This window comes from Microbacterium sp. LWH3-1.2 (assembly GCF_040675855.1).
In the GTDB taxonomy this organism is placed as follows: domain Bacteria; phylum Actinomycetota; class Actinomycetes; order Actinomycetales; family Microbacteriaceae; genus Microbacterium.
In genome coordinates this window covers 1,491,206-1,503,979 of sequence record NZ_JBEGIK010000001.1, presented here as the reverse complement: position 1 = coordinate 1,503,979, position 12,774 = coordinate 1,491,206, and the positions used below count along the sequence as shown (strand labels likewise).

At 70.9% G+C, this 12,774-nt stretch carries 11 protein-coding genes; 5 read left to right on the top strand and 6 right to left on the bottom strand.

Annotation, left to right across the window (positions count from 1 at the left end):
* Window positions 1-47 precede the first annotated feature (47 nt).
* The 5 genes from MRBLWH3_RS06985 to MRBLWH3_RS06965 are packed head-to-tail and all read left to right on the top strand — an operon-like array spanning window position 48 to window position 6,336.
* The gene (locus MRBLWH3_RS06985) at window positions 48-788 is read left to right on the top strand and encodes a hypothetical protein (RefSeq protein WP_363429961.1); all 741 of its coding nucleotides are present in this window, start codon (window positions 48-50) and stop codon (window positions 786-788) included.
* A 24-nt stretch (window positions 789-812) separates the two neighbouring features.
* A complete protein-coding gene (locus tag MRBLWH3_RS06980; protein ID WP_363429959.1) occupies window positions 813-1,862 on the top strand; it encodes an acyltransferase in 1,050 nt (349 codons plus the stop codon).
* Entirely contained in the window at window positions 1,859-3,145 is a 1,287-nt protein-coding gene (locus tag MRBLWH3_RS06975) for a hypothetical protein (RefSeq protein ID WP_363429957.1), read from the top strand. The genes MRBLWH3_RS06980 and MRBLWH3_RS06975 overlap by 4 nt, the downstream gene beginning before the upstream one ends.
* Before the next feature lie 40 nt (window positions 3,146-3,185).
* Window positions 3,186-4,718: a hypothetical protein gene (locus MRBLWH3_RS06970; protein ID WP_363429955.1), complete on the top strand. Its 1,533-nt coding sequence runs from the start codon at window positions 3,186-3,188 to the stop codon at window positions 4,716-4,718.
* Window positions 4,719-4,728: 10 nt separating this feature from the next.
* Window positions 4,729-6,336: a lipopolysaccharide biosynthesis protein gene (locus tag MRBLWH3_RS06965; RefSeq protein ID WP_363429953.1), complete on the top strand. Its 1,608-nt coding sequence runs from the start codon at window positions 4,729-4,731 to the stop codon at window positions 6,334-6,336.
* Window positions 6,337-6,437: 101 nt separating this feature from the next.
* On the opposite strand, the gene MRBLWH3_RS06960 is transcribed toward MRBLWH3_RS06965, so the two are convergent.
* The 6 genes from MRBLWH3_RS06960 to MRBLWH3_RS06935 form a co-directional block, all read right to left on the bottom strand.
* Window positions 6,438-6,854: a pyridoxamine 5'-phosphate oxidase family protein gene (locus MRBLWH3_RS06960; RefSeq protein WP_363427940.1), complete on the bottom strand. Its 417-nt coding sequence runs from the start codon at window positions 6,852-6,854 to the stop codon at window positions 6,438-6,440.
* 94 nt (window positions 6,855-6,948) lie between these two features.
* The gene (locus MRBLWH3_RS06955; protein ID WP_363429951.1) at window positions 6,949-8,613 is read right to left on the bottom strand and encodes a S8 family serine peptidase; all 1,665 of its coding nucleotides are present in this window, start codon (window positions 8,611-8,613) and stop codon (window positions 6,949-6,951) included.
* 4 nt (window positions 8,614-8,617) lie between these two features.
* Window positions 8,618-9,193, bottom strand: coding sequence for an acyltransferase (locus tag MRBLWH3_RS06950; RefSeq protein ID WP_363429949.1), 576 nt, complete (start codon window positions 9,191-9,193; stop codon window positions 8,618-8,620).
* A complete protein-coding gene (locus MRBLWH3_RS06945; RefSeq protein WP_363429947.1) occupies window positions 9,190-10,533 on the bottom strand; it encodes a wax ester/triacylglycerol synthase domain-containing protein in 1,344 nt (447 codons plus the stop codon). Before MRBLWH3_RS06945 ends, MRBLWH3_RS06950 begins: the two co-directional genes overlap by 4 nt.
* Complete coding sequence (locus MRBLWH3_RS06940) at window positions 10,530-11,456, bottom strand: glycosyltransferase family 2 protein (protein ID WP_363429946.1); 927 nt, start codon at window positions 11,454-11,456, stop codon at window positions 10,530-10,532. The genes MRBLWH3_RS06945 and MRBLWH3_RS06940 overlap by 4 nt, the downstream gene beginning before the upstream one ends.
* Window positions 11,443-12,684 (bottom strand): glycosyltransferase family 4 protein, encoded by a 1,242-nt coding sequence (locus MRBLWH3_RS06935; RefSeq protein WP_363429944.1) that lies wholly within the window; start codon window positions 12,682-12,684, stop codon window positions 11,443-11,445. The genes MRBLWH3_RS06940 and MRBLWH3_RS06935 overlap by 14 nt, the downstream gene beginning before the upstream one ends.
* Window positions 12,685-12,774: the final 90 nt, after the last annotated feature.

Below are 12,774 nucleotides of genomic sequence, written 5' to 3'. Positions count from 1 at the left end.
CCGGAACGGAAGCGGCCCCGGGCGTTCTCTTTGGGCTTGGGGAGCACATGTACAGAGGCAGACGAGTCACAATCCTGGCGGCCGCGATCACCCTCGGCCTCGGCGGAGGGGCACTCGCCGCCGTCGCGGCATCGGCGGAGAGCAGCGATGTGGTCGGCGACGTCAGCGTCGTCATCGAGTTCACCTCGCCGAAGGTCGCAGAGATCTCGGTCTACACCCGCAACGCATCCTCGGTTCCGGCCTGGGGCGCCGCGCGCGTCAACGGCCCCGACGGCAAGGTGTACACGTGGGGGCCGACCCGCTATGAGCCGGGCGAAGTGCGCACCCACGACGTGACGATCACCGGGCACCCCTGCGCCGACCTCCACCACACCTCGGCGATCGCGTACGGCTACGCCGCTCCCGACGACGCAGAACCGTCGTGGACCACCGGACTCATCACGTACAAGAGCCCGCTCATCACCATCATCGGCTGCGGCCCCACGCCGACGCCCACGCCGACTCCGACGCCCACCCCGACGCCGACTCCCACTCCCACCCCGACTCCCACTCCCACCCCGACTCCCACACCCACCCCGACGGCGTCGCCGACTCCCTCTCCGACGACCCCTGTGCCGACGGCCTCGGCGACGCCAGTGCCGTCGGCAGCGGCGACCCCCACGTCAGCCGCTGCCGACGGCGCGCTTGCCTCCACCGGCGCAGCCATCGGCTGGACCGTCGTCGCCACCATCGCCGCCGCGGCAGCCATCGTCGGCGGAATCGCGCTGAACCGGCGACGGAGAACCTGAGCGGGCCGGCGCGTAAGGCACCAGATGGCAGCGGTCGAGAAGTCGCGCATCGAGTGGATGGACGTCCTCCGCGGGACGTCGATCATCCTCGTGGTGTTCAACCACGCCATCCTGTTCGCGAGTTCCTCCCCGCTCGGCGCACCCGAGGTCGCGTGGGTGCTCAACACGATCTTCTCCCCCGTGCGGATGCCGCTCATGGTGTTCCTCTCGGGCCTGCTCGTCGGCGGCTCGCTCGCCCGCGGCCCGCGCGCCTACGTCACCGGCAAGGTGCGCCGTGTGCTCTGGCCCTACATCGTGTGGTCGATCATCGCGCTCGCGCTGCTGTACGGATTCGGCATCCGTGAAGGCATCGTCGGCGGCGTCACCGACCACACCGTCACCGCGTGGGACCTGCTGCTGCCGCTGTACGACCCCGTCGAGCACCTGTGGTTCCTGTACGACCTGTTCCTCTTCTATATGATCGCGCTCGTCACTCCCCGCGTGCCGCCGCTGTGGATCGCCGCGGGGGCACTCGTCGCCGCAGCCCTCGTGCCCGACTTCGGCATGCGCCGGTTCTTCCTGCTGCTCGTGTTCTTCATGATCGGCGTGTGGTTCTCGCAGCACGTCGGCGCCCTCGAGCGCACACTCGCCCGCCGCTGGGTGGTCTGGGCGTGCGCGGCGCTCGCCCTCGCCACCGTCGCCGCCGCGGCCGTGGGTGTCGGCCTGCGCTACACCGCCCTGTCGGCGCCGTTCGCGGCCGGCGGCATCGGCATCGCCATCGTCATCGCGCGTCGGTTCGGATCGGCGCGGATGCTGCGTCCCCTCCGCGCCGTCGGACGCGACTCGCTCGTCTACTACATCGTGCACTGGTGGCCGGCGAGCGCCGGCGTCGCGCTCGGCGCCCTCACCGGGAACGCCTGGATCGCCCTCGCCGTCGGGTTCGTGTTCGGACTCGGGGCCGGCGTCGTCATGGTTCATCTGCTGCGCATACTGCCTGCCCTCGACCTGCTGTTCGCGTGGCCCGCCCGCCGTTCGGGAACCGTCGCGCAGTCCTCCGGAACGTTCTCCATCTCCGACGGAAGGCCCACGCCATGACCACCAGCCCGTTCAGCCGCCGATCCTTCGTTCGCCTCCTCGCCGTCGCAGCGCCGGCCGCGGCCACCGCCATGTGCTCGCCGGCCCAGACGTCGGGCGGGCCTTCGGCGACAGCATCCGTCCCCTCCTCCTCCGCGAGCGCCGTCGCACCGACCGGCGCACCGGCGGCCATCGTCGGCGGAGCCCGACCGGCCGTCGTGCGCTCGTTCGGACCCAACGGAACCCACTGGCCCGCCCACACGCCGTGGATCAACGACGCCGTGACGACCGTCGAGGTCGCCTGCACGTGGGCGGCGATCCGCACGGCGCTGCTCGCCGTGACCGCATCGCAGGCCGCCGCCGGCGTGCACATCAAGGTGCGACCCGGAACCCTCCCCGGCCTCGGCGCCTCGTCGGGGTCGAAAGCGGTGCTGCAGGGTCTCGGCAGCGCCGAGTGGAGCAAGAACGTGCTCGTCTCGCCACGCGACGGCTGGGGCACGGTCATCATCACCGAGCCCGCGCGCCTGCGCGAGGTGTACGGCGTGACCTTCGCCCGCATCAACGGCGTCGACGTGCTGCTGACCAACTGCACGCGGAGCGCGTGGGCGCAGTCCGTCATGTCGGACGGCCTCAGCATGGCCTCGTCGTACGGGGCGACCACTCGCGAGTGCGGCGCCTACGAGATCGTCATGAGCAACGTGAAGGCCGACATCTCCGACCCGCTCGGCTATGCCGCCGGCTCCGGCTCCGTCATGACCGACAGCGTGTGGGACGGATGCTACTCCGCACCGGTGTTCCGCCCCACCGGCGCCACCGACCACGTCGACACCCTGCAGATGTACGGGTCAGGCTGGTACCGGGGGCTCACCGTGCGCGACACGACGTTCTTCGGGTCCCTCAACTGCGCCCTGCAGATCGGCGGCATGCGCAGCGACGACCCCAACAAGGGCACGCGATTCCTCACGGTGGACCACAGCATCATCACGTCGCAGGCCACCGCGATCCGCGTGCGCTACCCCAAGCCCTCGGGCGCCGACACGCCCTCGCTCGCGCAGGCGATCAACGGCATCGGCGAGGACTTCCAGCTCTACGCCAACGACTCGTACATCTTCGGCTCGATGTACCGCAGCAAGTGGGGGGCCGTCTCGAACACGAAGGTCTCGTACGATCAGGCGATCACCCGCAACCCGGTCGCCTCGGGAAAGTGGACATACGACAGCTCGATGAACTCGTGGGGCGCCTCGCAGTTCGACGCGCTGGTGCCCACCCCCACCGTCGCGTACCTGAAGTCGATCTGGAAATGACGCGAGAGGGCCACGGCGAATGGAGCTGAACCGGCGAACGGTGCTCAGGGCAGGCGCGTGGGCGACGCCGGTGATCCTGGTCGCCGCGCAGACCCCGCTCGCGGTGGCGAGTGAGGAGCCGGCCGGCCCGGTGCCGCTGACGCTCGCGGTCGAACCTGTGACGACGACCGGTGAGCAGCTGCTCACCTTCGAGGTGGCGAACCCCACCCCCACGAGCGTCGCGAGCCAGGTGATGCTGGTGCTGACGCCGCTCGGTTCGACCACCCTGATCGAGGCCGAGCCGATCGACGGCTGGACGATCACGATCAGCCCGACCGGCACGGCCACCGCCGTCGGCGTGCTGGCACCCGGGGCCTCGGCGACCATCGGGGTGCGGGCGAACGTGCAGCCGCTGCCGAACGGCAGCGTCGCGAGCGCCACACTGTTCGAATCGGGCGAGGCCGTCGCCGGCGAGACCGCGGTGATCGACGGGTTCGCCGAGACGCGACCCGCGGTCGTGCGTTCGTTCGGCCCCAACGGCACCCACTGGCCCGCGCACACGCCCTGGATCGGCGCCGCCGCGGCGCATACGGTCGATGTCGACTGCACGTGGGCGGCCATCGGCGCGGCCATCCGCGCGGTCACGGCAGAGCAGGCGGCGGCCGGGGTGCACATCCGGGTGCGGCCGGGGACGCTTCCGGGCAACGGGTCGTCGAGCGGCTCGACGCCGGTGCTGCGCGGCATGGGCAACGCGAACTGGGGCCAGAACGTGCTGATCTCACCGCTCGAGGGCTGGGGCAGCGTCACCATCTCTGCGCCGGCGCGACTGCGTGACGTGCACGGCGTCACTTTCGCGCGCATCAACGGCGACCGGATGCTGCTCACCAACGGCACGCGCAGCGCCTGGGCGCAGTCGCGCTTCACGACGGGCTTCAGCATCGCCTCCTCGTACAACGCCGTCACCGAGAACTGCGGCGCGTACGAGATCGTGGTACTCGATCCGCGCACGGGCATCGCGGACCCGCTCGGCTACGCCGCCGGCGCGGGCTCCACACTCGACAAGAGCGTGTTCGAAGGTTGCTACGTCGCACCCGTCTTCCGGCCGGTGGGGGCGACCGATCACCTCGACACGCTCCAGATGTACGGCAGCGGCTGGTACCGCGGTCTCACGGTGCGCGATTCCACTTTCTTCGGGTCGCGCAACTGCGCTCTGCAGATCGGCGGGTCTCCAGCATCCGATCCCCGCAAAGGAACCCCGTTCGTGACCGTTGATCACAGCGTGCTCACCTCGCAAGCGACCGCGGTGCGTGTGCGGTACTCGCAGCCGGACGGCACCGAGCCGCCGACGATCAACCAGGCGATCAACGGTTCCGGCGAGCCCGGGCAGCTGCATGCCTACGACTCGTACGTGTTCGGTTCGATCTACGAATCGACGTGGGGCACCGTGCGCAACACGCGCGTGTCGTCTACTGGGCGCCCCGCGAACGACGGGGCCTTCACCGCCGACCTGTCGCTCGAGCAGTGGGGCGCTGCGGAGTTCGATGAGCTGACGCCGGCCCCCACCGACGCGTACCTCGCGCAGATCTGGTCGTGACGCCGTGAATGTGGATACGAACCTCGCCCACCGCGCCTCGCGGGGCATCGTCGTGACCATGGGCGGGATGTGGGGCAAGACCCTCATCCAGATGGCCGCGATCATGCTGCTCGGGCGCCTCCTCAGTCCCGAGGACTTCGGTCTCGTCGCGATGGTCACGGCGATCTCGGGCATCATCGACCTCGTCCGCGACTTCGGGCTCACGGGTGCGATCATCCAGGCGCGGGAGATCTCGGAGCGGGCCTGGCGAAGTCTCTTCTGGCTCGCGCTCGGGCTCGGCGTGCTGCTGGGCGGAATTCTGGCGGCATGCGCACCGCTGATCGCCGACCTGTACAACGAGCCCCAGCTCGTGCTGATCACGCTGGTCATCGCGCCGAGCCTCATCGTCAACGGGCTCACCATGCCCCTGCAGGCCCGCGCCACGCGCGAGCTGAAGTTCGCGCTGCTCGCCCGCATCGACGTCGTGTCGATGGTGGGCGGGGTCGCGGCGGCGATCACCGGCGGCCTGCTCGGCTGGGGATACTGGGCGCTCATCCTCATGGTCGGCACCGGACTCGTCGTGCGGCTCGTGATGCTGTGGGTGGCGATCAAGCCGCACCCGGGCTGGCCGCGCATACACCGCGACGTCGTTCCGCTCGTGTCGCGGGGCGGCAGCATCTTCGGCGCCGAGCTGCTCAACTACGTCGAGCGCAACGCCGACACCGTCATCATCGGCCAGCAGCTCGGACCCGCCGTGCTCGGCCAGTACTCGCGCGCGTATGCGCTGTTCCTCATGCCGCTGCAGCAGCTGAACGGACCCATCGGCCGGGTCGCCCTCCCCGTGCTCAGCAAACTGCAGGACGACGGCGACCGTTACCGCCGCTACATCCGAGGCGCCCTGCTGGTCATCGGGTACCTGACGCTCCCCACCTACGCGATCCTCGCGACGATCTCAGAGCCGCTGTTCGCGATCCTCCTCGGCCCCGGCTGGGAACAGGCCGCCGTGCTGTTCAGCATCCTCGCCATCGCCGGCATCGCCCAGGGCATCGGCAAGGTGCGCGGCTGGCTCTTCATCACGATGGGGCGCTCGCACCAGCAGCTGCTCTACGACCTCGTCGCGAGACCGCTCGTGGTCGTGGGCTTCTTCGTCGGGATCTGGTGGGGCGGGATCTACGGGCTCGCCCTGACCTACGGCATCCTGTCGGCCCTGCTCCTCATCCCGGGGTTCGCGTTCGCGATCCGCGGCACCTTCGTGCGCGGCAGCGACATCGTCTTCCCGGTGCTGCGCCCGCTGGTGTTCGCGCTGCTCGCTTTCGGGGCCGCGTTCGCGGCGACCCGCGCCGTGGAGGTCATCCCGATTCTCGAGATCCTCGTGGGCGGCGTCGCGGGGGCGATCGTGCTCGGCCCGCTGCTGCTGATCCCGGCGTACCGGCGGGACGTGGCCCAGATCATGGGCTTCGTGAAGCAGATGCGCAAGCCCAAAGCGCGGGCGGAGAAGACGGAGGAGGCGCCGACCGACGACGACGCGACGGCGGCAGGGACGCAGGCGTACGAGGCCGTGCTGCTGGAAGACGCCGCGACGCCCGGCGATGTGCTGGACGCCGAGATCGAGAAGCGCCAGCTCGAGCAGAACCGCTGACCCCCGGGCTCGGGGGTGGGATCCTCCCTCCCTCGTTGAGCGAGCGAGGAACGAGCGAGTCGAAACGCGCCGGGGATGGGGGCTTTGGTCGCGAATCGGTTTCAGTAGTGCGACTGACGCCCTCCGGACCAGCCGAACCATCGGTCGATCGCCACGTGGACCGTCACGAGCGGGCTCTCCCTGGCGGGGTAGTCCTTGCCGAGGAAATGCCTCGAGAGTCGATCGATGTCTGCGAGTCCCTCATCGGGCCTGATCGACACGACGTGCCCCTGGACAGACAGGTGCGTCCCGAAGTCATCCCGTGCGAGCACGGTCAACGACACGTGGCCGTTGTTCTGCAGGTGCTTCAGGCGCGCGCGGTCTGCGTTCATGCAGAGCATGAGCAGCCCGTCGTCTTCGATCAGATACCAGGTCGCCACCGATACGGGACGGCCCTTCGCCGTGACCGTCGCCATGACGGCGGGGTTCGGCTGTCGGAGGAAGGCGAGGGCGGCTTCAGGCAACGGAGTGTCGGTCACTGGTCCATTTTGCCAGTCCCCTACGGCACGGGCGCCCGGAGAGCGCGTGCTCGGCGCCCGAGCGCCCTCCGCTCAACGAGCGGGGACCCGCTCGTCAGTTGCGGAGCGTCAGCGAGATCGTCGGACTGTCACCCGTGTTACCCGCGGCGTCCACCGCACGTGCGCGCACGGGGTAGGTCGCGTTCGGATAGCTGCTCGACGGCAGGGTGCCGGCCCACGACCCGTCGGACTGCTTCGCCAGCGTGCCGAGCTTCGTCGTGCCCGACCACAGCGTCACCCCGGTGACCGCCACGTTGTCGGAGGCCGTGACCCGCACCGTCACGCTGCCCGAGACCGTCGATCCCGATGCCGGCGCGGTGATCGTCGCCGTCGGCGCCTGCGTATCGGGCGTCGGAGTGGGCGTCGGAGTGGGCGTCGGCGTCGGGGTCGGCGTCGGCGTCGGAGTCGGCGTCGGAGTCGGCGTCGGCGTCGGCGTCGGCGTCGGGGTGGTGCCCGTCGGCACGGTCGACGCGAGCCAACCGGAGTGCCGGCCCGAGATCGGGCTGAGCGGGTCGCCCGCGAAGCGCTTGCCGCGCGTCGTGGCCGCCGCCTGCGCCTGACCCTCGAGGATCTGGAACACCTCGCGCGGAGTGCGCCCCTCGCACGTGCCCTCGGCGAAGCAGGCGAGCACGACGCCCGACATCACCGCGGCAGACATGCTCGTTCCTGACGCGATGTAGCCGTACCGGTTGCCCTTCTTGGTCGTGTACGGGCACGTGCCCGGCGCCGCGATCGTGTGCGCGCGGTCAGCCGCGCTCACCGCCCAATTGCTCTTCGGGTTGATCGTGTCGTCCGCCGGGGCCGACGACTCGGTGCAGGGCTTCGTGCCGCGCGACCCGGGCTTGCCGTCGTAGTCAGCCACGTTGGTGACCGTGATGACCTCGTCGAAGTTGCCCGGCGAGTACTGCGCCAGGTCTCGTGTCGAGTTGCCGGCCGCCGCGACGACGACGACGCCGTCCTCGACGAGGGCGCAGATCGCCTGGTGGATGACGTCGCCGTTCGTGTACCCGCAGTTGCCGTCGTCGGACTGGCCGAACTGCATGCTCATGTTCATCACGGCGATGTCGTAGCGCTCGTGGTTCTCCATGACCCACTCGAGTCCGCACATCAGGGTCGCCGACGTGCCCTGCATCTTGCTGTCGAGCACACGTACCGACGTGATCGGCGCTCCCGGGGCGATGCCGACGAGCCCCACGGTGTTGTTGATCGCTGCTGCGGCGCCCGCGACGCCCGTGCCGTGACCGTTCGCGTCGGTGCCGTCGCCGCTGCCGAAGCAGTTGATCTGCCGGGCGACGTTGAGGTCGGTGTGCACGCTCACGCCGGAGTCGATGATCGCGAGCCCGGGGCCGTCCCACACGCCCGCCGAGGTGGCGCTCGTCGGCGGCAGATCGGCCTCCACCGTGCCCACGGCGGGCGGCACCGTCTGCGCGGCGCCGGTCACCACCTTGTTCGACGAGATGCCCCGCACGGTCGACGACACCCGGAGGAGGGCGACCTCGTCGGCGGTGAGATAGCCGGTGAAGCCCTTCACCACGCTGTCGTAGACGGCGTCGGGCTGTGCCGCGATACCCGAGAGCGCAGCATCCAACCCCTCCGTCGACCGGAAGCTGACGGTGTACACGCCCGCCTCGTCGCCGGCGGCGAACGAGGCCGTGGCGATTCCACCGCCCAGCAGCGACGCCACGACCGCGGTCCCCACCGCGAGCCCCGCGACGCGCATCCCCCTATCCGACTCTCTCCTTCTGAGCATCCCCACGGCTCTCTCCCTCTTCTTGACCCGAAGGCCTCTCGCCGATGACCCGCGCCGGAACCCCTCCGACGATCGAGAACGCCGGAACGTCCTTCGTCACCACTGCCCCGGCCGCGACCACGGCGCCCTCGCCGATCGTCACGCCCGCCAGAACCACCACATTCGCACCCAGCCAGGCACCCGCGCCGATCACCACATCGCGCTCGATCTTGGGCTGGTCCATGATCGGGACCGGGCCCATCTCGACGCCGTAGTTCGACGCCGTCACCATCACGTGCGGCGCGAACAGGCACTTCTCGCCGATCTCGATGCGACCGGTCTCGTTGCCCGCCCAGATGAGGCTGAACTCACCGATATGGGTGCCCGCGCCGATCGAGATGCGCTCGCCGTTGCGGAACGACACGTTCGGTGCCATCGAGACGTCCGGCCCCATCCGGATCAGCGGCACCTGCCGCACGAACGAGTAACCGTGGAAGTGTGCGAGACGCAGCCCGTGCAGCAGCGTGCGGGGGTCGAGCACCGACCCGAGCGCGCCCCGGAGGCGGCTCATCGCGCCGCCCCCGCAGCATCCGTCCCCACCGGCACGGGTGCCGGCGCAAGCAGCTCGCGATAGGTCGCCATGAGCGCGGGAAGGTCGACCGAAGAGCGCGCGGTCACGCTGATCACGAGCTCGCGGCGGTACGAACAGGCCAGGCACGCGACCTCGTCGCGCGGGTCGCCCGCCGGCCACCCGGTGACCGTCTCGACCGGAGCCGTGCCGAAGAACCGCTCGTCGCGGCCCCACGTCACCGAGGTGGCATAGCCCACCCAGTCCTCGGCGCCCTCGACCACCGAGCCGCCGGACTCGACCGCCGCCTGAACCTGGGCCCGCACGCTCGGCACGATCTCTTCCAGCGGAGCGGATGCTGCGACCGACACCTTCACGACGCTGATGTCGTTGCGCACCCCGCCGTCACCGGCCCCGCGTCGCGAGATCGGCACGAGGATCGACAGCGTCTCGGCGTCGGGGCGCTGACGCGCCATCGCGAGCAGAGTGGCGGCCGTGACCAGGTCGTTGACGGTGCCGCCGAGCTTGTACGCCCGGCGCGTGGCGGCGGCGAGGTCCGCGACCTCGTAGGCCGAGCTGCGGCCCTCCCGCACGCCGACGAGGAGACCTGTGCGCGCGATGCGCGCGTTCTTGACCGGGCGCAGCATCCGCCCGCCCCAGCGCCGGAGCCGCATGCGGAACGACTTGCGCCAGTACGCCCGCCACGCCTGCCGCACGCCGGGATTGCGCTCGCGCCACTGCGCGAACGCGATCGCGAGCACCTCGAAGCCGTTGCGGGGCGCGACGCCGAGCTCGTCGTACTCCGCCTCGCCCGGCTCAGGCGGCTCGGGCGCCGGCGTCGTGCCGGCGATCACATCGCCGATGCGCAGCCCGTACATCGCGTCGCCCACCACGTGGTGGTAGCGCATGACGATCGCCACGCGCCCGGTGTCGAGCTCGACGAACTCGAAGTCCCACAGCGGCCGCGACGGGTCCATCGTCGGGCTCAGGCGTCCCGTGAACCGCTCGACGCGGGTCGGGTCGTCGGGCTCGATGTCGTCGGCGAACCGCACGTGGTAGTCGAGGTCGAGGCTCGTCACGGGCACCCACGCCGGCGTCGTCAGGCGCAGCGGCGTGGACACGAGCCGCTGCCGCATCGCCGGCGCGAACCAGCTGAGGCGCTCGACGCGCCGGCGGATCGCGGTGCGGTCGAGGGTGCCGTCGGGCGCGCGCAGCGGCCCGCCGTCGACGATCATCGTGCCGGCGGCGTGCATCGCGGCGAACGTGACCGCGTTCGAGACGTACTTCTCGTCGAGCGAGCTGATCAGCTGCGCCCGGCGGGCGAGTTCGGGGTGCGCGGTCATTGCTCTCCTCCGTGCGTCGCGACGCCGAGGGTGATCGGCGCCGGCGGGTCGTCGTCGACGAAGAGACGCCCGTCGAGCGCGAAGCGCACGGCGGTGAAGAACCCGCCGAGGAATCCGCGGAACAGAGCGAGGTCGGCATCCCGACGCCGATGCTCGCGCCGGTTGTGCACCGCGCGCGACAGGGTGCGCTTCGCGACCACCGCGAACAGGCGCACCCCCACTCGTGCCCGCAGCCGCACCCACTTCGCGGTGAGCGCGCCGAGTCCGAGCCCGTAGCCATGGTGCAGCTGCGTGTACGCGTCGTCGGCTCGCGTGTGCACGTGGTGCACGACGCACGACGGGTCGTAGACGATGTGCGCGCCGTCGTCGAGCACGCGGCAGAACATGTCGAGATCCTCGGCGCCCGCCAAGCGCCGCCCCGCGCCCAGCACCGGGTCGAAACCGCCGAGTGCGACGAGCTGCTCGCGCCGGAACGCCATGATCGCGCCGTGGCCGGCATCGATGCCCTCGATCGTGCGGGTGAAGCGCCGGGGCGGCGGCGCCTGCTGTGTGCCTACCAGGGTGTGGTCCAGCATCCGTCCCGTCACCGCGCCGACGGCCGGATCGTCGAAGTCTGCGAGGATCGGCGCCATCCAGCCCTCGACCGCGGCGCAGTCGTCGTCGGTGAACACGACGATCGGCCGCCGGCTCGTCTCGAGGGCGAGGTTGCGGGCGATCGAGAGCCCCTTGATGTCGCTGCGCACGTAGTCGACGCCCGCCGCGCCGGCGACCTCCCACGTCGCGGGCGTCGTCGACGCCGAATCGACGACGAGGATCTGCACGCCCGGCGGCGTCACCGCCGTGAACGAGGCGAGCGCCGCGGCGAGCATCTCGGGCCGCTCGCGCGTGCAGATGGCGAGGGTCACGTCCTCAGGCCGCGGCATCGGTCGTTCCCCTCACCAGGCGCGCGGCCTCGCGGTACGCCGCCCGCGTCGCCTGGGTCGCCGCCGCCCAGCTGAGCTGGTCGGCCCGTGCCATCGCGGCGCTCGACAGGCCGGCGAGCACCTCCGGGCGCTCGATCAGCAGGTCGAGCTGCGCCGTCAGCACTTCGACGTCGCCGACCTCGTGCGTCATCCCGGTGACGCCCTCGTCGATCACCGCACCCGCGGCGAGCGAGACGAGCGGGACGCACCCGGCCACCTGCGCCTCGTACGTCACGAGGGCGCTGCCCTCCTCGACGGTCGGGAGCATCATCACGTCGGCCGAGGCCAGCGCGCGCATCGGCTCGGAGGTGACGCCCCTCACCTCGACGCTCGGGTGCGCGAGCAGGGGCGCCAGATGCGCGGCGTAGTCCTCGTCGAGCCGGCCGTATATGAGGAACCGGCCCTCGTCGGCCGCCTTCGACGCCGTCCACGCCTGCAGCGCCGTGTGCAGTCCCTTTCGCGGGGTGCCCCGGCCGAGGAACACGGCGGTGAACGGCCCGTCGCCGTCGCGGGCGGGCGGTGCGCTCACCGTGCACCCGTAGCGATGTCGGAGCAGCCGGGCGTCGTCGAACCCGCGCGCCAGGAATGTCTCGGCGACCGCTTCGCTCGGCACGAGCAGCGCGGCCGCCGCCGTGTACTCGCTCTCTTCGGTGGCAAGCCGGCGCGGGTCGGCGGTGTGGCTCTCGCCGCGACGCGGCTCGAGACCGAGGGACGCGTACTCGCGCGCGACGACCTCGTACGCGTGTGCGGTATGGGTGTTGGGCACCTCGCGCACGCCCGGGATACCGAGCTGACGCGCCGCCTGCAGCGTGCGGACCGACGCGAGCGGCCACGCGTGCACGACATCGCCGCTGTCAGCGCTCAGCAGCCGCCCGACGAGACCCGCCGCGACGGCGTCGTGATAGCGCAGGGCGCGGTCGCGTCCGAGCAGGCGGTGGGGCACGCGCCGGCCCCGGAAGGCGAGGGTCGTCCGCACGGACGCCGCCCCTTCGACCGGCTTGGCCATGGAGGCCGCGACGATGTGCACGTCGACGCCGGCGCGAACGAGTTCGTTCGCCTGGTTCCACGCGGTCCAGCCGATGCCGGGGGCTCCGAGCGCATGCGGGAAGCTGTACAGGACTGCCAGAACGCCACCTCCCCCCAGGACGAAGGCCCGCCTCCATAGGAGCCGTGCCGGGCTCTCGCTCATCACTCTGTGGGAGCCCTCCGGACGGGCACAACCCGGGCCGTCGAATGTCGCCCAGTCTTTACAACCGTGCAACAAAGGCACAGGGCGCCG